The sequence below is a fragment of the Saccharothrix lopnurensis genome (assembly GCF_042658445.1).
In the GTDB taxonomy this organism is placed as follows: Bacteria; Actinomycetota; Actinomycetes; order Mycobacteriales; family Pseudonocardiaceae; genus Actinosynnema; species Actinosynnema lopnurensis.
The window spans coordinates 33053-51863 of sequence record NZ_JBHSQO010000051.1; the positions used below are offsets into that span (position 1 = coordinate 33053).

General features: G+C 72.1%; 13 protein-coding genes. 4 read left to right on the forward strand and 9 right to left on the reverse strand.

What is annotated here, in order from left to right; genetic code table 11:
* Positions 1-47: 47 nt before the first annotated feature.
* The 6 genes from ACFP3R_RS31880 to ACFP3R_RS31905 all read right to left on the reverse strand — a co-directional run bounded on the left by ACFP3R_RS31880 (position 48) and on the right by ACFP3R_RS31905 (position 9371).
* The gene (locus tag ACFP3R_RS31880) at positions 48-3374 is read right to left on the reverse strand and encodes a S8 family peptidase (protein ID WP_380641519.1); all 3327 of its coding nucleotides are present in this window, start codon (positions 3372-3374) and stop codon (positions 48-50) included.
* A 278-nt stretch (positions 3375-3652) separates the two neighbouring features.
* On the reverse strand, positions 3653-5242 hold the full coding sequence (serA, locus tag ACFP3R_RS31885) for a phosphoglycerate dehydrogenase (RefSeq protein WP_380641521.1): 1590 nt from the start codon (positions 5240-5242) through the stop codon (positions 3653-3655).
* 387 nt (positions 5243-5629) lie between these two features.
* Positions 5630-5905, reverse strand: coding sequence for a DUF397 domain-containing protein (locus ACFP3R_RS31890; RefSeq protein WP_380641523.1), 276 nt, complete (start codon positions 5903-5905; stop codon positions 5630-5632).
* Positions 5906-5970: 65 nt separating this feature from the next.
* Complete coding sequence (gene ilvC, locus ACFP3R_RS31895) at positions 5971-6984, reverse strand: ketol-acid reductoisomerase (RefSeq protein ID WP_380641525.1); 1014 nt, start codon at positions 6982-6984, stop codon at positions 5971-5973.
* A 30-nt stretch (positions 6985-7014) separates the two neighbouring features.
* Positions 7015-7521: an acetolactate synthase small subunit gene (gene ilvN / locus ACFP3R_RS31900; RefSeq protein ID WP_380641527.1), complete on the reverse strand. Its 507-nt coding sequence runs from the start codon at positions 7519-7521 to the stop codon at positions 7015-7017.
* Positions 7522-7529: 8 nt separating this feature from the next.
* A complete protein-coding gene (locus ACFP3R_RS31905; RefSeq protein WP_380641529.1) occupies positions 7530-9371 on the reverse strand; it encodes an acetolactate synthase large subunit in 1842 nt (613 codons plus the stop codon).
* Positions 9372-9661: 290 nt separating this feature from the next.
* Here ACFP3R_RS31905 and ACFP3R_RS31910 point away from each other — a divergent pair, with 290 nt between their 5' ends.
* The 3 genes from ACFP3R_RS31910 (at position 9662) to ilvD (ending at position 12503) form a co-directional block, all read left to right on the forward strand.
* Complete coding sequence (locus ACFP3R_RS31910; RefSeq protein ID WP_380641531.1) at positions 9662-10141, forward strand: PH domain-containing protein; 480 nt, start codon at positions 9662-9664, stop codon at positions 10139-10141.
* Entirely contained in the window at positions 10138-10584 is a 447-nt protein-coding gene (locus ACFP3R_RS31915; protein WP_380641533.1) for a vitamin K epoxide reductase family protein, read from the forward strand. The genes ACFP3R_RS31910 and ACFP3R_RS31915 overlap by 4 nt, the downstream gene beginning before the upstream one ends.
* A 74-nt stretch (positions 10585-10658) precedes the next feature.
* Positions 10659-12503 (forward strand): dihydroxy-acid dehydratase, encoded by a 1845-nt coding sequence (ilvD, locus tag ACFP3R_RS31920; RefSeq protein ID WP_380641535.1) that lies wholly within the window; start codon positions 10659-10661, stop codon positions 12501-12503.
* A 115-nt stretch (positions 12504-12618) separates the two neighbouring features.
* On the opposite strand, the gene ACFP3R_RS31925 is transcribed toward ilvD, so the two are convergent.
* On the reverse strand, positions 12619-13404 hold the full coding sequence (locus ACFP3R_RS31925; RefSeq protein ID WP_380641537.1) for a DoxX family protein: 786 nt from the start codon (positions 13402-13404) through the stop codon (positions 12619-12621).
* Positions 13405-13476: 72 nt separating this feature from the next.
* Positions 13477-14418: a 2-hydroxyacid dehydrogenase gene (locus ACFP3R_RS31930; protein ID WP_380641538.1), complete on the reverse strand. Its 942-nt coding sequence runs from the start codon at positions 14416-14418 to the stop codon at positions 13477-13479.
* A 245-nt stretch (positions 14419-14663) separates the two neighbouring features.
* On the opposite strand from ACFP3R_RS31930, the gene ACFP3R_RS31935 reads away from it, so the two are divergent.
* A complete protein-coding gene (locus tag ACFP3R_RS31935) occupies positions 14664-15848 on the forward strand; it encodes a PQQ-dependent sugar dehydrogenase (RefSeq protein ID WP_380641540.1) in 1185 nt (394 codons plus the stop codon).
* Positions 15849-16158: 310 nt separating this feature from the next.
* Here ACFP3R_RS31935 and ACFP3R_RS31940 read toward each other — a convergent pair whose 3' ends face one another.
* The gene (locus ACFP3R_RS31940; RefSeq protein ID WP_380641542.1) at positions 16159-18633 is read right to left on the reverse strand and encodes a M14 family zinc carboxypeptidase; all 2475 of its coding nucleotides are present in this window, start codon (positions 18631-18633) and stop codon (positions 16159-16161) included.
* Between the last annotated feature and the right edge of the window lie 178 nt (positions 18634-18811).

Genomic DNA, 18811 nt, shown 5'->3' on the forward strand with positions numbered 1-18811 from the left:
CAACCCCCGACCGGCCAGAGCGTGGAACGTCGATCAGCCCACCGGGATCAGTCCGCCGAGCGGTTGCCCGTCTTCCCCTTCACCTTCACCACGTCGGCGCGGTCGCCCGTCGCGTTGTGGTGGTGCAGCAGGAGCAGGCTGTCCGCGCCGTCGGCGGCCAGCGCCGCGGCGTCGCGGTTGACCACCAGCGCGGTGCCGGGGCGCGCCTGGTAGGACAGCGCGGCGTCGCCGCCGCCCTGCACCCACAGGCCCGGCTTGAGCGGGTCGAACGACAGCGGGCTCGGGATCGAGTCCACGAGGCCGTCGCCGGCGCCCGGCGCCAGGTAGAACCCGGCCACGCCCACCTGGTACGAGATCCGCGAGGTGTCCGCCGAGGCGTCGATGCCCAGCGCCGAGAGCAGCACCGGCAGGACCACCACGTTCGTGTCGAACACGTTGGTGTCGACGTCGCCGAACTGGCCGTTGACGCCCTGGATGTCGACCGTGGCGCCCGTGTTCAGGTCCACCGTGCTGGCGACCAGCAGGTCGGTGTCGGTCAGCTTGGTCGCGAAGACCTCGTAGTCGAACGCGCCGTCGCCGTCGGTGTCGATGTCGACGAACGGCACCGTGTTGCTGCCCAGGTTGTACCAGTTGCTCCAGGTGGCGACGCCGAACGCGAGCAGCGCCTCCTCCGGGTTGCCCTGCGCCCTGGCCAGCGGCGCGGTGGACGCGGCGCCGACGTAGCGCAGGTCACCGCCCTTGGCCGTGTCGTTGAGCGTGCAGTTGGTGGTGACGTTGCGGCGGCACTCCGGCAGCCTCGGCGAGGACGCCTGGAGCTCCAGCGCGCTGACCAGCGACTGGTAGGCGCCCTGGTTGAGGCCCCGACCGGTCAGGTTCAGCACCGCCTGGCCCTGGCCGTTGGCCTTGACGCTGCTCGGCGCGTTGATGTCGGCCGCCGGCTTCGGCGCCGAGTACACCGGCACGCGCAGCGCGACCGAGGAGCCCGACTTCGGGGTGAGCACCACGCGGCCCGACGCGTCGGCCAGGAACTGGCGCGGCACGTCCAGGTGCAGCGGCTCGATCGTCGGGTCGACGGTCTTGCGCAGCGCCTTCGGGTCGTCGATCTTCAGCGTGACCTTGACCCGGGCGACGCCGCGCGGGGACACCCGGACGGTGTTCGCCGACAGCTCGTAGCGCACGCCCGGCATCTGGGTCAGGGCCTCGTAGCCCACGGTGTAGTCCACGAACCGGGTGGACTTGTTGACCACCTTGATGGTCTTGGTCAGCGACACCGGCTTGGCCGCCTCGACCACGCCGAACGACGCGGAGACCGCGCCCGGGGCGTCCTCGACGAAGGCCAGCACCTGGTTCTCGACCGCGGCCTTGCCGTCCACGCGGCCGGAGCCGACGCGGTTGGGGGCGTAGGTCTCGCCGTCGGCCTTCACGTCGGAGCCCGCGGAGTTCATCACCGCGGCCTTGACCTCGGCCGGCGTCCAGTCCGGGTGGACCTGGCGCACCAGCGCCGCGATGCCGGCCACGTGCGGGGCGGCCATCGAGGTGCCGGAGTTGACGAACGACTTGCTGCCCGAGCCGACCAGCGCCGAGGTGATGGTGTCACCGGGGGCCGCGACGTCCGGCTTCACGACCGGGCCGCGCACGCCGCGCGAGGTGAACGAGCTGGGCGTGTCGCTGATCGACGGGTCGTAGGTCGGCAGCGAGGTCGCCAGGTCGCCGCCGAAGCGGACGGCCAGGGTGCCCGCGTTCACGGCCGGGCGCAGCTGCGCGGTGGCCGTGCCGGTCAGCTGGAGGACCGGGATCAGGGCGTTGCCCGCGATGCCGGCGTTGAAGTGCTCCAGCTGCGAGGTGAACAGCGCGCCGATCGCACCGGCGTTGGAGGCGTTGTTGCTGCGGCCGGCCGAGCCGCACCGGCGCGTGGCGTCGTTGTCGTCCCACTCCAGCCACGCGACCTTGCCCGCCACGGCGGCCCGGTCGGCGGCCGAGAACGGCAGGCAGCCGTCGAGGTTGGCCGGGTCGCTCAGCTTCACGACCTGGCCGGTGGTGCTCACGCCCTCCAGGTTGAAGCTCTGGCTGTACTGGCCGGGCTTCGGGCCGGCCAGGTTCGCCGGGGCGGTCACCTCGACCGCGTCGCGCAGCACGTACGCGTCGCGGGTGCTGGCCACGGTCAGGGCCTCGGGGGTGCTGCCCGGCGAGCCGCCGATGTCGTACAGGTCGCCGCCGTTGCCCGCCGAGAAGACGGTGAGCACGCCGGAGGCGTTGAGCTTGCGCACGAACAGGCTGTCGGGGTCGTCCGGGGCGCCGTAGTCGGAGCCCAGGGACAGGTTGACCACGTCGAGGTGGTCGGAGAAGTCGCCGTCGCCGTCGGGGTCGAGCGACCAGTCCAGCGCCTGCGCGGTGACGTTGGTGGAGCCGTCGCAGCCGAACACCTTCAGCGCGTACAGCAGGGCCTTCGGCGCGGTGCCGGGACCGATGCGCATCGCGTCCAGCGCCTCGGGGGTGAGCTTGGTGTAGTCGCCCTCGAAGGTGCTGCCGTCGGCGTTGACGCCGAAGCCCGCGGCGGTGCCGGCGACGTGCGAGCCGTGGCCGTTGCAGTCGAGCGGGTTCGGGTCCGGCTTCGGGGTGTTGAGCGCCGGGTCGTCGCTGCCGCCGTCGTAGGCGTTGCCGACGAAGTCGTAGCCGCCGACGACCTTGGCGGTCGGGAAGTACGACGCGTCGACCTCGGTCTCGTCGATGGCCTCGAACGCCTCGATGGTGCCGGGGCCCGCGAAGTCGCTGTGGGTGTAGTCGATGCCCGTGTCGATGATGCCGACGCGGGTGTCGTCACCGAGCTTGCCGTACTGCTGCCACGCCTTGAGCGTGTTGGTCAGCTGCACGGCGCTGGAGTTCTGGCGGCTCTTGGGCACCACGGTGCGGATGGACTTCACGTCCGCGCGCTGCGCCAGCTCCCGCACCTTGGCCGCGTCGGCCTGGACGACCACGCCGGGCACGCCGTTGGCGGTCCGGTACAGCTCCTTGGTGGCGCGGTCCTTGCCCTTGAGGTCGCCGACCACGCGGTCCACGACCTTGCCGGTGTCGTTCCTGGTCGCCTTGGCGGCGTCCTTGGCCTGCTGCTTGCTCGCGCCCTGGCCGGTCTTCTCCGCGTAGGCGTCGACGGCGGGCTTGGCCTCCAGCTCGACGAACGCGGTCACCCGGCCCCCGGCGGTGGAGAGCCGCTCGGAGACCTTCAACTGCAACTTGCCGGCGTCCAGGCCGCGCGCGGCGGCGACGGACGGCGCCAGCGGATCATCCGCGGCCAGCGCCGTGCCGGTGGACGCCACGAGGAGGATCGTGGCGAACAGCGGTACGGCTGATCTGGCGAAAACGCGAGATCGGCTCACAACGTGCCCCAACCGAGGTCGGATACGACCGGGCGGGCAGCGTCGCGACGTTTTCAGGGGGGACAGCTACCCGCGTGGTGCCGTGCCCTCTACGGCACCGGGTCAACCTCGTGGGAGGGAACCTAATCCCTCGATCGTGTCGAACAATTAGACCGAACGAGTGACGGCACCCACAGATTTGACAATCAACGGTCAACTGTCACGCCGCCGGGACCTGCGACGATATACATCGCAGGTCCCGGCGGCGTTAGTCCGTTCGGGGAAATACGGCCTGCAAATCAGTCGAAGTCGACCGAGCGCACCGTGCGGGCGCCGACCGCCGCGCCGATCGGGTCGAGCACCGCGGAGTCCACCGGGCGGTCCACCCGCAGCAGCATGAACGCGTCCTGGCCGTCCTTGGTCTGGCTGATCTGCGCGGCCTCGACGTTCACGCCCGCCTCGCCCAGCAGGGTGCCGACGGTGCCCATCACGCCCGGCCGGTCCGGGTACTCCAGCAGCAGCACGTTGCCCTCGGCGCGCAGGTCGAAGCCGCGGCCGTTGACGCCGACCAGCTTCTGCACCTGGTCGAGGCCCGCGAGCGTGCCCGAGACGGTGATGACCGCGCCGTCCGCCTGCACCGCGCGCACCGTGACCAGGCTGCGGTGGTTCGCGCTCTCCGGCTCCTTGACCAGGTCCACCTGCACGCCCAGCGACCCGGCCAGCGCCGGCGCGTTGACGAAGGTGACCTGCTCCTCGACCACGCTGGAGAATACGCCGCGCAGCGCGGCCAGCGGCAGCACCGCCACGTCCTCGTTGGACAGTTCGCCGCGCACCTCGACCGTGACGCTGGTCGGGGCCTTCGCGGACAGCGCCGCGACGACCGTGCCCAGCTTCTGCGCCAGCGGCAGGTACGGGCGGACCTCCTCGCCGACCACGCCGCCGCCCTGCACGTTCACCGCGTCCGGCACGAAGTCGCCGGCCAGGGCGAGCAGCACCGAGCGGGCCACGTCCGTGCCCGCGCGGTCCTGCGCCTCGGTGGTCGACGCGCCCAGGTGCGGGGTGACGACCACGTTCGGGACGCCGAACAGCGGGCTCTCGGTGGTGGGCTCGGTGGAGAACACGTCGATGCCCGCGCCGCCGACCTGGCCCTCCTTGACCGCCTCGGCCAGCGCCTCCTCGTCGATCAGCCCGCCGCGCGCGGCGTTGACGATGATGACGCCGCGCTTGGCCTTGGCCAGCTGCTCGGCGCCGATCAGGCCCTTGGTCTCCGGGGTCTTCGGCAGGTGGATCGAGACGAAGTCGGAGCGCTCCAGCAGCTCCTCCAGCGTGACCAGCTCGATGCCGAGCTGCGCGGCGCGGGCCGCCGACACGTACGGGTCGTAGGCGATGACCGTGGTGCCGAAAGCGGCGATGCGGGCGGCGAACAGCTGGCCGATCTTGCCCAGGCCCACCACACCGACGGTCTTGCCGTTGACCTCGACGCCGTTGAACTTGCCGCGCTTCCACTGGTGGTCCTGGAGCGTGGCGTGGGCCGCCGGGATCTGGCGGGCCGTGGCCAGCAGCAGGGCGACGGCGTGCTCCGCGGCGCTGACGATGTTGGAGGTCGGCGCGTTGACGACCATCACGCCGCGCTCGGTGGCGGCGGGCACCTCGACGTTGTCCAGGCCCACGCCCGCGCGGGCGACGACCTTGAGCCTGGTGGTCGCCTTGAGCACCTCGGCGTCCACCTTGGTGGCGGAGCGGACCAGGAGGGCGTCGGCGACGGCGACGGCGGCGAGCAGCGCGGGACGGTCGGTGCCGTCGACGTGGCGCACCTCGATGTCTTCGCCGAAGACGTCGAGAACGGACGGTGCGAGCTTCTCGGCGATCAGGACAACGGGCTTGGTCACGGAACGTCGCTCCCAGCGGTCTGGTCGGGTGGTGAGCGCGGGGGCCGTCGTTGCCGTGGTTGCAGGTCGTCACCCGCGCCGGCCGGCCACGGCAATGTGTCCGGGTTGTTAACGAGCATAGTCAGCGACCCCGCCGACCAGAACGGCGGGTGCCCCCGTTTCACCTGCTGGAATACGGTACGCGCGTCCCGTTCGACCGTCCCACCACCGCACCCGGCCCAACCACCCGGTCCCGAACGCTCAACTCGCGTACCCCGAACGTACGACACGCCCGATCTGAACGTACGACTCGCGCGGCGCGAGTGTTCGACACGTGCGCGAGTCGTACGTTCAGGACCACCGTGTCGTACGTTCGCGACCCCCGAGTTCAACGTTCGCGCACCGGGATCAGTCGTCCCAGGGCTCGTCGAACTCGCCGTCCTTGACGCCGAGGATGAACGCCTCCCACTCGGCCGGGGTGAAGACCAGCACCGGGCCCTCGGGGTGGGCGGAGTTGCGCATCGCCGTGTAGGTCACGCCGTCGGTGTGCTCGACGAACGCGATCTCGACGTGCTCCTCCTCCTGCTCCGCGCCCTCGTCGCTGCGGATCCACGTGACACCGGCGAGGTCGAGGTTGCCCCGGACGTGGGCCTTGTCGTCGTAGATCGGCGCACTGTCGGTCATGGGGCCTAGGTATACCGGAGCCCGCGGTGCCGGTGAACACCGCGGGCCGCCGGAAAACGCAGGTACTAGGCCGTTTCGGTGATGGGCCGGTCCACCCACGACATGAGGCCGCGCAGCTTCTTGCCGACCTCCTCGATCGGGTGCTGCTCGCCCTCCTGCTGCAACTTCTTGTAGTTGCCGCGGCCGGCGTCGTCCTCGTTCACCCACTCGGTGGCGAAGGTGCCGTCCTGGATCTCGGCCAGGATCTTGCGCATCTCCTCCTTCACCGCGGGCGTGATGACGCGCGGGCCGCGGGTCAGGTCGCCGTACTCCGCGGTGTCGGAGATCGAGTAGCGCATCCGGGCGACGCCGCCCTCGTACATGAGGTCGACGATGAGCTTCAGCTCGTGGAGGCACTCGAAGTAGGCCACCTCGGGCGCGTAGCCCGCCTCGGTCAGCACCTCGAAACCGGCCTGCACCAGCGCCGACGCGCCACCGCAGAGCACCGCCTGCTCACCGAACAGGTCGGTCTCGGTCTCCTCCTTGAACGTCGTCTTGATGACGCCCGCCCGCGTGCCGCCGATGCCCTTGGCGTAGGCCAGGGCGAGCGCCTGGGCGTTGCCGGTCGCGTCCTGCTCGATCGCGATCAGCGCGGGCACGCCCTTGCCGTCCACGAACTGCCGCCGCACCAGGTGCCCGGGGCCCTTCGGCGCGACCATGGCCACGTCCACGTTGGACGGCGCCTCGATCAGGCCGTAGCGGATGTTGAAGCCGTGGCCGAAGAACAGCGCGTCGCCGTCCTTCAGGTTCGGCGCGATGTCCTGCGCGTAGATGTGCCGCTGCGCGGTGTCGGGCGCCAGGACCATGATCACGTCGGCCTCGGCCGCCGCCTCGGCGTTGGTCAGGACCCGCAGGCCCTCCTCCTCGGCCTTGGCCGCGGACTTCGAGCCCTCGCGGAGGCCGATCCGCACGTCCACGCCCGAGTCGCGCAGGCTCAGCGCGTGCGCGTGACCCTGGCTGCCGTAGCCGATGACCGCGACCTTGCGCCCCTGGATGATGCTCAGGTCGGCATCGTCGTCGTAGAAGATCTCGACGCTCACTGGTTGGTACTCCCTTTCCTACAGCGGGTTTCAGCGCACCGCGGTCGCGGTGATGGAACGGGCGCCACGGCCGATGGCGACCATGCCGGACTGGACGATCTCGCGGAGCCCGTAGGGCTCCAGCATCCGCAACAGCGCGTCGAGCTTGTCAGACGTGCCGGTGGCCTCGACGGTGACCGCCTCCGGGGAGACGTCGACGACCTTCGCGCGGAACAGCTGCACCGTTTCGAGGACCTGGCTGCGCACCGTCGCGTCGGCGCGCACCTTGACGAGCAGGAGCTGCCGCTGCACCGAGGCCGCGGGCTCCAGCTCGACGATCTTGATGACGTTGATGAGCTTGTTGAGCTGCTTGGTGACCTGCTCCAGCGGCAGTTCCTCCACCGCCACGACGATGGTCATCCGGGAGATGTCGGGGTGCTCGGTGCGGCCGACGGCGAGCGACTCGATGTTGAAGCCGCGTCGGGAGAACAGGCCCGCCACGCGGGCCAGGACACCGGGCTTGTCCTCGACCAGGACGCTGAGGGTGTGCTTCGTCATCATCAGTCCTAGACGTCGGCTTCGTCGAACAGCGGGCGGATGCCCCGCGCGGCCATGATCTCGCTGTTGCCGGTGCCCGCCGCGACCATGGGCCACACCTGGGCGTCCTTGCCGACCACGAAGTCGATGACCACCGGCCGGTCGTTGATTCCCATGGCCTGCTCGATCACCGCGTCGACCTGGTCCCTCGACTCGGCGCGCAGCCCGGCGCAGCCCATGGCCTCGGCCAGCATCTTGAAGTCGGGGATGCGGTGCTTGTGCGTGCCCAGGTCGGTGTTGGAGTACCGCTCGCCGTAGAACAGGGTCTGCCACTGCCGGACCATGCCCAGGTTGCCGTTGTTGATCACGGCGACCTTGATCGGGAGGCCCTCGATGGCGCAGGTGGCCAGCTCCTGGTTGGTCATCTGGAAGCAGCCGTCGCCGTCGATGGCCCACACCTGGACGCCCGGCACGCCCGCCTTCGCGCCCATCGCGGCGGGCACCGCGAAGCCCATCGTGCCCAGGCCGCCCGAGTTGATCCAGGTGCGCGGGGACTCGTACTTCACGAACTGCGCGGCCCACATCTGGTGCTGGCCGACACCCGCCGTGAACAGGGTGTCCGGCGGGGTCAGCACGCCGATCCGCTCGATCACGTACTGCGGGGACAGCGTGCCGTCGTCGGGCCAGTCGTAGCCCACCGGGAACGTCTCGCGCCACGCGTCGAGCTGCTCCCACCACGGGGCCAGGTCGACCTCGCGGGCGGCGTTCTCCTTCTCCACCCGGACGGCCTCGACCAGGTCGCTGATGATCTCCTTGCAGTCGCCCACGATCGGCACGTCCGCACGGCGGTTCTTGGAGATCTCGGCCGGGTCGATGTCGGCGTGCACGACCTGCGCGTCCGGCGCGAACGTGGACAGCTGGCCGGTGACCCGGTCGTCGAACCGCGCGCCCAGCGCGATCAGCAGGTCGGACGCCTGCATGGCGGCGACCGCGGAGACCGTGCCGTGCATCCCCGGCATCCCCAGGTGCTGCGGGTGCGAGTCGGGGAACGCGCCGCGCGCCATCAGCGTGGTGACCACCGGGATGCCGGTGGACTCCGCGAGCGCCATCAGCTCGTTCGACGCCTCGGCCTTGATGACGCCACCGCCGACGTAGAGGACGGGCCTGCGGGCCGCGGCGATCAGCTTCGCGGCCTCGCGCACCTGCTTGCCGTGCGGCCGGGTGGTCGGCCGGTAGCCGGGCAGGCGCAGCTCCGGCGGCCAGGAGTACGAGGTCATCTCCTGGAGCACGTCCTTGGGGATGTCCACCAGGACGGGGCCGGGGCGGCCGGTGGACGCCAGGTGGAACGCCTCCGCGATCGCGCGCGGGATGTCGGCGGCGTCGGTGACCAGGAAGTTGTGCTTGGTGATCGGCATCGTGATGCCGCAGATGTCCGCTTCCTGGAACGCGTCGGTGCCGATCAGCGGGCGGGACTGCTGGCCGGTGATGGCGACCACCGGGACGGAGTCCATGTTGGCGTCGGCCAGCGGCGTGACCAGGTTCGTCGCGCCGGGGCCCGAGGTCGCCATGCAGACGCCGACCTTGCCGGTGGCCTGGGCGTAGCCGGTCGCGGCGTGCCCCGCGCCCTGCTCGTGGCGGACGAGCACGTGGCGCACCTTGGTGGAGTCCAGGAGCGGGTCGTAAGCAGGCAGGATCGTGCCGCCGGGGATGCCGAAGACCACCTCGCAGCCGACCGCTTCGAGCGAGCGGACGAGCGACTGGGCGCCGGTCACGCGGACCGGGGCGCCGCTCGGCGGGGCCGGTTTCGGGCGGGGTCCAGGGCGGGGCGACGACGACTCGCCGGGAGCCGGTCGCGAGGTTGCGCTGGTCATCTTCTGCCTCGTGGTTAAGGGTGCACGGTCCGGGCACGAAAAAACCCTCGCCAACCCGGACGGGTAGGACGAGGGTCGCGCGTCGACGCAAGCTCGAACTGCCTAGGCGTCGACGCGCCTGGGAAGTACGAGGACGAGGTTGCGCTGCATGGCGGTGACGTTAACCGTCAAGCCCGGCGAGCGTCAACTGTGCGGGACGGCGCTCCCGGATCGTGGAACCCGGCCCGGTCCGCGCACCGCCCGACCGGGTGGCGTGAACGCCCGAAAGGCGAGGTGGGACCATCGGGGACGTGCCGAAAGTCGTGTTCCGCGTCCCCACCCCCGCCCTGCTCGCCGCGGGCCTGGCCCTCATCTGCGTGACGCCGGTGGCGTGGGCCGCGCCCGGCCTCCAGGTGATCTACCTGCTGCCGCTGGGCTTCGCGCTGTGGGTGGTGCGCAACCGGACGGCGGTGGACGGCGAGCGGATCGTGGCGCGGAGCACGTTCGGCAGGCGCGTGCTGCCCTGGGCGGACGTGAAGGCCATCAAGGTTGACCCGAAGGGGTGGTTGTCGGCGGTGCTGGCGGACGACACCCTCGTCCGGCTGCCCGCCGTCCGGACCGGGCACCTGCCCGCGTTGGCGGCGGTCAGCGGCGGTCGGGTGGCCGACCCCACGGCGGCGGCGGCTCCCGGGGCGGCTCCCGGGGACGCCGCGCCCGACCAGGGGGACGCCGCGCCTGACGCCGCGCCTGACCAGGAGGCAACGCCGCCGCCCGTAAAGTCCGGGGAGTGAGCCAGCACACCACCCGCGCGTGGGGCCGGGTGCCGGTGGTCAGCCTCCTGCTGTCCCTGGCCGGCCTCGCCGTCTCGACCTACCTCACGATCGCCCACTTCCGGCAGGGCGCGCTGCTGTGCGCGGAGGGCGAGGTCATCGACTGCGGCACGGTCACCACCAGCGAGCAGTCCGAGCTGCTGGGCATCCCCGTCGCCGTGCTCGGCCTGGCGTTCTTCGCCTTCCTCACCGTCGCCACCCTGCCCTTCGCCTGGCGGGTGGCGGCGCTGCACTGGGCGCGCCTGGCGGCGGCCGGCGTGGGCGTGCTGTTCGTGGTCTACCTGGTGGCCGCCGAGTTCCTGCTGATCGGCAAGATCTGCCTGTGGTGCACCGCCGTGCACGTCATCACACTCGCGCTGGCGGCTGTGCTGGTCACGGGGGCGTTGCGACGGAGTAGCCTCTAAGCACCGCTCCCACCACCGGCGCCCACCCCCGCGCCGTTCGCGATCAGCTTCCACGCAGACTTCCTGGAGGAGCCGTGCCACCGCTCCGTTCCCGCACCACGACCCACGGCCGCAACGCCGCGGGAGCCCGCGCGCTGTGGCGCGCGACCGGCATGACCGACTCGGACTTCGGCAAGCCCATCGTGGCCATCGCCAACTCCTACACGCAGTTCGTGCCCGGTCACGTGCACCTCCGCGACCTCGGCGACATCGTGGCGGAGGCGATCCGCGAGGCGGGCGGCGTGCCGCGCGAGTTCCACACCATCGCGGTCGACGACGGCATCGCCATGGGCCACAGCGGGATGCTCTACTCGCTGCCCTCGCGCGAGATCATCGCCGACTCGGTCGAGTACATGGTCAACGCGCACCAGGCCGACGCGATCGTGTGCATCTCCAACTGCGACAAGATCACCCCGGGGATGCTGAACGCCGCCATGCGGCTCAACATCCCGGTGGTGTTCGTCTCCGGCGGGCCGATGGAGGCCGGCAAGGCGGTCGTGGTGGACGGCGTCGCCGTCGCGCCGACCGACCTGATCACCGCCATCTCCGCCTCCGCCTCACCGGACGTGGACGACGCCGGCCTGGCCGAGGTGGAGCGCTCGGCGTGCCCGACCTGCGGTTCCTGCTCGGGCATGTTCACCGCGAACTCCATGAACTGCCTCACCGAGGCCCTGGGCCTGGCGCTGCCCGGCAACGGCTCCACGCTGGCCACGCACGCCGCCCGCCGCGAGCTGTTCTCCCGGGCCGGCCGCACCGTGGTCGAGCTGTGCCGGGCGTACTACGGCGACGACGACGAGTCGGTGCTGCCGCGCTCGATCGCCAACCGCGCGGCGTTCGAGAACGCCATGGCGCTGGACATGGCGATGGGCGGCTCCACCAACACCGTGCTGCACATCCTCGCCGCGGCGCGGGAGGGCGAGATCGACTTCGAGCTGACCGACATCGACGCGCTGAGCAGGCGCGTGCCGTGCCTGGCGAAGGTGTCGCCGAACTCGGACTACCACATGGAGGACGTCCACCGGGCCGGTGGCATCCCGGCCCTGCTGGGCGAGCTGTGGCGGGCCGGGCTGCTCAACGAGGACGTGCGCACCGTGCACAGCCCGGACGTGGCGTCGTGGCTGTCGGCGTGGGACGTCCGCGCGGCGGACCCCTCGCCCGAGGCGGTCGAGCTGTTCCACGCCGCGCCCGGCGGCGTGCGCACCACGCAGGCGTTCTCCACCTCGAACCGCTGGTCGAAGCTCGACACGGACGCGGCGGGCGGCTGCATCCGCGACGTCGAGCACGCCTACACCAGGGACGGCGGCCTGGCCGTGCTGCGCGGCAACCTGGCCGAGCGCGGCGCGGTCATCAAGGCGGCGGGCGTCGAGGAGGAGCTGTGGCGCTTCGAGGGGCCGGCCCGCGTGGTCGAGTCCCAGGAGGAAGCGGTCTCGGTGATCCTGAAGAAGGAGATCCAGGCGGGTGACGTGCTCGTGGTCCGCTACGAGGGGCCGGCGGGCGGGCCGGGGATGCAGGAGATGCTGCACCCGACCGCGTTCCTCAAGGGCGCCGGCCTGGGCAAGAAGTGCGCGCTCATCACCGACGGCCGGTTCTCCGGCGGCACGTCCGGCCTGTCCATCGGGCACGTCTCGCCGGAGGCGGCGGGCGGCGGCGTGATCGGCCTGGTCGAGGACGGCGACCGCATCCTGATCGACGTGCACGAGCGGCGGTTGGAACTGCTGGTCGACGAGGCCGTGCTGGCCGAGCGGCGGGCGAAGGTGGAGGCGTCGGAGCGGCCGTGGCAGCCGGTGGACCGGGTGCGTCCGGTCACCTCGGCGCTGCGCGCCTACGCCCGGATGGCCACTGACGCGTCCACGGGCGCGGTGCGCGACGTGAACAGGTAGGGGCGGGTTCGCGAGGACCGGTCGGCGGGGTTCCGTCGGCCGGTTTTCGCTGTTCAGGGGGTTGGGCGGGGGTCGGTCGCGGGTCTTTGCGGGCCTTTTGCGGGCCTTTCGCGGGTCAGCGGAACACGTACAGGGTTGCCGTGGTGGCGCCCGCCGCGAGGAGCAGGCACAGGAAGCCGGCCGTCAGGGGGTGGCGGAACCAGCCGCGGCCGCGGTCGAGCGCCACCCGGCCCGGACCGGCGAACAGCAGGCCGAACGCCATCGCCGCGTAGGCGACCTCCAGCTCCACGCCGTTGGGCGCGAAGAACCCGCCCCGGAACTTGAGCGCGATCACGTTCGCCATCACGCCCAGCACCCCGGCCGCCGCCAGCGGCGTGAACAGGCCCAGGACCAGCAGGCCGCCGCCCGCCAGTTCGGTGACGCCGGTGACCCACGCCAGGATTCGCGCCTCCCGGAACCCGGCCGCCTGGAGGTACCGCTCGAAGCCATCGATGCCCGGCCCGCCGAGCAGGCCGAACACCTTCTGCAACCCGTGCACGACGAACGCCCCGCCCAGCGCGAGGCGCAGCACGAACAGGCCGAGGTCGGCGCTGCCGCTCCAGCCGAACGGCGTGCGCTCGTCCTCGTCGTCGTAGTGGGTGGGCTCCGGGTCGGCGTCGTCGACCACCGGCGTGTACCCGGTCGTGTCGAAGCCCCGGGTGTCCTTGTCGCGGGCGGTGTCGTAGGGGTCGTCGTAGGCGTTGCCGTGGGGGTTGCCGCGGGGGTTGCCGTGGGCGTCGCTGTAGGCGTCCCGACCGAACGACCGGGTGCCGTCGTCGAAGTGGTGCGCCCCTCCGGTCGGGTAGGACCCTGAGCCGGAGTAGCCGCCCGAAGCACCGGAGCGGTCGTCGTGAGTAGCCACGCACCCGCACGTTAGGAGGTTCGGCCGACCACCGCGAGCGTCCGTTCCGCAGCGCCCGGTAGACCGAACGGGCTAGTAGTCCCCCTTGACCAGGTTGGCCGGCTGCTCTCCGCGCGCGAACCGGGCCACCTCGGCGGCGACGACCGCGTAGGCGCGCTCGGCGTGCCCCGTGCAGCTGCCCGCCACGTGGGGGGTGAGGAACAGGCCGGGCGCCGACCACAGCGGGTGGTCGGCCGGCAGCGGCTCCGGCTCGGTCACGTCCAGCGCCGCCCGCAGCCGGCCCGAGCCCAGCTCGGCCAGCAGCGCGCCGGTGTCGACCACGGCCCCGCGCGCGGCGTTGACCAGGACCGCGCCGTCGCGCATCCGGGAGAGGAACTCCGCGTCGACCATCCCGGTGGTCTCGGCGGTCAGCGGCACCACGACCAGGACCGCGTCGAAACGGCCCAGCAGGTCGGGCAGCTCGTCCACGCCGTGCACCCCGGGGCGGGCCGTGCGGCCGACCATGGTCGCGCTCGCCCCGAACGGCTCCAGCCGGCGGCGGAACTGCTCACCGAGGTCGCCCGCGCCGACCACGAGGACCTCCTTGTCCTGCAACGTCTCCGTCAGGTGGTAGTCCCAGCGCCGCTCCTGCCGGGCCCGCTCGAACACCGGGAAGTCCCGGTAGACGGCGAGCAGCGCGCCGATCGCCCACTCCGCCGTGCTGCCGCCGTGGGCGCCCCGGCACGTGGACAGCAGCACCCCGTCGGGCACGGCCCCGATGAACCGCTCCGCGCCGGCCGACAGCAGCTGCACCAGCTCCAGCGCGGGCAGCTGGGCGAACACCTCGGCCGGGTCGGTGCCCTGGAGGAACTTCGGCACCAGGACCCGGGCCCGCGCGGCCTCGGCGGGCAGCTCGCGGCCAGGCTCGTAGCGGACGGGCCGGACACCCTCCACCTCGGACAGCACGTGGACACCCAGGTCGTCGGGCACCAGCACGGTCAACTCGTCGTCGGTTCCACGGTGGGGCAGCGTCACGCCGGGCACGTTACGCACGTCGACTCCCCTGCCGCCACACCGCCTCCGCCGCCCCTGGCCCGCTTTCCCCTTGGGCCGTGACGACTGTCATAGGTGGGGTGGGGCCGGCGGCTCGTCCCGTTTTGGGTCGGGTCGTCTCGGGCCGTCTCGGCTCGCCCCCTCTCGTCTCGTCCCCTCTCGGCTCATCTCCTCTCGGCTCGGGCCGCTCACCCCGCGTTCACGACCGCGCACCTAGTCTGGATGGCGTGTCGCGACTGCGTGGAGTGCTGATCGGGTCGGCCCTGGGCCTGTTGGCCGCGGGCTGCGCGAGCTTTCCCGAGCAGCCCTCACCGGCGGAGTGGAGCCCGGCCCAGCAGCTGACGCCGCAGGCGGGGCCGCGCCCCGAACTGCCCGGCGAGCTGCCGCCCAGCCCCCAGGGCCAGCAGCCCGGCCAGTCGCCGACGCCGGTGCCGCCGCCGCAGGGGTGCAAGGACTTCAGCCCGGCCGTCGTCGCGACGTGCCTGGACCCGGTGTCCGGGGTGGCGCTGATCGATGTGAACCAGTCCACCGGTGCGGTGACGGCGCTGGCGACCGAACGGGCGACCGGCCGGTTGCTGCGAGTGACCAAAGACGTGGACCCGGTCGAGCTGGCGAAGTTCGAGGTGGACGCCACCACGGGCGGCGGCCTGACCGGCCTGACGCTGTCCCCGACCTACGCCGAGGACCAGCTGGTCTACGTCTACGTGACGACGGCGACCGACAACCGGGTCATGCGCATAGCGCCCGGTGACGTGCCGAAACCGGTGCTGACCGGCATCCCGAAGGGCGCGTCGGGCAACCGGGGCGCCCTGACCCACGACCGCACGGGCGCGCTGCTGGTGGCGACCGGCGACGCCGGCACCCCGGCGCTGGCCGCGGACCCGAACTCGCTGGCCGGGAAGATCCTCCGGATTGACGGCTCCGGCCAGCCGGCCCGCGGCAACCCGGCGGCGGGCTCCCGGGTGCTGACCAGCGGCCTGCGCTCACCGGGCGGCCTGTGCGTGTCGGGCGACGGCACGAAGACCTGGGTGACCGACGCCGGCACGTCGGCCGACCTGCTCTACCGCGTGGACGCCGGCAAGCCCCTGGGCGACCCGGCGTGGTCCTGGCCCGAACGGCCGGGCGTCGGCGGGTGCGCGGCGATGTCGGACGTGGTCTGGTTGGCGACGTCGGCGACACCCGGCAGCCTCTCGCTGCCGATGAGCCCCGACGGCAGCTTCAACGGCAAGCCCGAGGTGACGCTCGACGGCGAGGACGGGTTCGGGCGGCTCGGACCGATGGTGGCGCTGGACGACCAGACCGCGCTGGTGGGCACCGTGAACAAGACCCCCGGCGGGTCGCCGGTGTCCAGCGACGACCGGGTGGCGATCGTCGTGCGCCAAACCGGCGGTGGCAACGGCGGACGGGACTGAGGTCTCGGGGACAGGGGTCGGCTGCGGTTTGGGGGCTGGCGGTCAGGCCGGTGGTCAGGCTGGTCGGTCAGGCTGGTCGGTCAGGCCGAGCGGTGAGCCCGTCGGTCAGCCGGACCAGGCGGTCAGCTGATCAGCCGGGCCGAGTGGTCGGGTAGTTGGTCAGGTGGGGTGGTCGGCGGCTCCATTTCATTTCCAACCGATGATCGGTGACGGTGTTTCCGTACATTTTCGGGCTATCTTCACCCGAAAGTGTGGGTCCGGCCCACGGCGGAACGGCTGGTGGGAGCCGTTCCGCCGCGAGTGCACAAGATCATTGTGCCGTGCGGTAGATGGCGTCGGCCACCTGCCAGTACAACCCCTTCGGGTGGTCTCGGAAGAGTGGTTCCGTCCCGAACAGCACCGCCCTGGCTCCCCGTGCCGACGTCCCGGCGACCACCGCCGCCTGTCCCGCCGCCTCCTCCTGCCCACCCGAACCGTCCGGGCGGGTGGTCCAGTGGCCGGCGACCAGCTGCCGATAACGCTGCACCACCTCGACACCGTCACCCAGGTCGGTGAACCAGTGCGGGGCGTAGACGAACGTGTGGTCCGGTCGCCCGGTCGGGCCCGTAACACCCACCACGCCGTTCGCGTCCTCCTTGCCCGCCACCGCCCGGACCGGGAGCACACCGGTGTCGGCGTTGAAGCGGGCGCCCGTGGCACCCCGGGTCACCACGCCGCCACGGGCCAGGAAGGCGTCGACACCCGCCCTGGCCCCCTCGCCCAACTGGTCGTACCTCAGTCCCGAGGACACGACCAGCACGTCCACCCGCGCCAGGTCGAACCCGCCGTTGAGCACGGCGGTCGACACGGGGCGCACGTCGAAACCCATGTCGCGCAACGCCTTCAACTCGTCGGCCGCCACGGCGGCGGCCACGGCCACCGGGCGCAGCGGGGTTCCGCCCGGCCTCCCGGGGGTGAACCGGACACCGTGGCGGTCGGCTGCCGCCGCCACCTCCGCGCGGGCCGTGGCGGGGGCCACGACGGTGCCGTCCTCGTGGCGTCGGAGCTCGATCCCGTGACCGAGGAGGTCGTTGACCGCCGCGACGTCCTCGCCGTCGGTGAGGGTGAGGGCGAAGCCCGCCCCGGTCGTGGCGGGCAGCGAGCCGGTGGGGGCGGCGGCGACGACGGCGCGGCCCCGCACGTCCAGCCGGCCCGAGCGCACCACGTCCACCGACGCGCCCCACAGCAGGCGGTGGCTCCAGCCGGAGATGTCGTACATGACCGGGACCGCGTCGGACAGGTCGCGGCCCGCCTCCAGCATCACGTTGGCCAGCGCGCGCTTCGGCTGGTGCATGTCCACCACGTATGACCCGATCGGGTAGTGGCGGCCACCGAGCGTGAAGGGGCGGTCGGCGCGGGTGACGCGCACGTCGTGCGCCACCAGGTGGTCCACGAGCCTCGCCGCGGCGGGGCCGGACCGCTGCCGGTCGCCCACCGGGACGACGTAGGCGCGGGGGAACTCCGTGGTGTACCGGTCCTCCGGCCCGAAGCCCGGCACGATCCCGTCCGGCAGGCGCCGCTGCGGCTCGCCGGCTGCCCCGCGCCGGAAGATCTCGACCTGGTTGTCGACCATGGACGTGCGGTGGTCGCACACGTAGGACAGGGCGCCGCGGATGGTCGCCTCCACGACGTCGGTGTTGATGGCCGAGCGCCGCCGCAGTTCGGGCACCGGCTGTGCCTCGTAGTCGCCTCGGTTCACCCTCATGGGGATCTCGATCGTGTAGGACACCGCGCCGTGGTACATCGCGTACTGGGCGGTGTAGATCGGCGCCCAGCCGTCCCACACGCCGGGTTCGTAGTCGCGGAAGGGGATCTCGGGCCGGGCCGCCTCGGGGTGGCCGAGCGCCTGCACGGCCTGCTCCATGCGCAGCCCGCCCGCGTAGCCGTGCTTGACGTAGAGGTCGAAGTCGTAGTTCTGGCCGTGCGGCGGGGTGGTCGGCTCGATCAGCGTGTTGGCCACGTACCCGTGCTGGTCGAGCACCAGCACGGGCTGGATGCGCTGGACGAGGTCGCGCATCGCCCGCGACTCGGGCTGCGACGAGGTCGCGAAGTCCCGGTTCAGGTCGAACCCGCTCGCGTTGGCGCGCGTCCCGGCCACGCGCCCGTCCGGGTTCGCGGTGAGGTTGACGTGCACGCGGTGGCGCCCGAGGAGCTCCACCACCCGCCGGTCGCGGGTGAGGCTCAGGTCTTCGATCACGCGCAGGGCCCCGTCGGTGCCCTCCCACTCGTCGCCGTGGATGTTGGCGTTGATCCAGATCGGCGCCTTGTAGGCGTGGCGCAGCAGGACGTCGCGGCGGGCGGCCTCCGGGTTGTTCTCGATCTTCCCGCGCCACGCGTCCTGGCGGCGAGCCTCGGCCGGGGTCTCGGGCGCGGTGAGGGTGACCAGGTAGAGGTCGCGGCCCGCGGTGGACTGGCCGATCACCTCGACGGAGATCCGGTCGCTGCGGCGCTGGAGGTCGTTCAGGCGCGGCGCGAGCGAGTGGTACGGCGCGAGGCCGAGCTTGATCGACCTGTCGGTGGGGTGCTCGGGGAACTCGCGCAGCAGGGTGCGGCGCGGGTAGCCCTGGACGGCCTCGGGCCGGTTCTCGCCCCGGGCGGCGGTGACGGCCGGCGGCGGGTCGACGGCGGCGACGAGGTGGCGCTCGGGGCCGTTGCCCGGTTCCGCGCCCCGGCCGGCCGGGGGTTGGGCGGTGGCGGGTGTGGTCAGGGTGGCCAGCAGCACCACCGTCAGCAGCAGCGAACGCACCGCGCCCTCCGATCGCCGGGGGAATTCACCTCAACCCTGGGTAGTCGGTGGGTGCTTGCCCGGTCAACCGGTCGAAAGGCTGGTTGATCGAATGAAAGGCAGGTCGGGCGGGGCGGGGGCCGGGGGGCGAGGTGGTCGGGCGGCGGGGGCGCAAGAAGGGCACCCGGCCGAACACCGG

What these genes read in the sequence shown, in the direction of transcription:
- ilvN (WP_380641527.1), bottom strand. Translation starts at nt 7,521, where the DNA reads ATGACGAAGCACACCCTCAGCGTCCTGGTCGAGGACAAGCCCGGTGTC.
- ACFP3R_RS31905 (WP_380641529.1), bottom strand. Translation starts at nt 9,371, where the DNA reads ATGACCAGCGCAACCTCGCGACCGGCTCCCGGCGAGTCGTCGTCGCCC.
- ACFP3R_RS31890 (WP_380641523.1), bottom strand. Translation starts at nt 5,905, where the DNA reads ATGACCGACAGTGCGCCGATCTACGACGACAAGGCCCACGTCCGGGGC.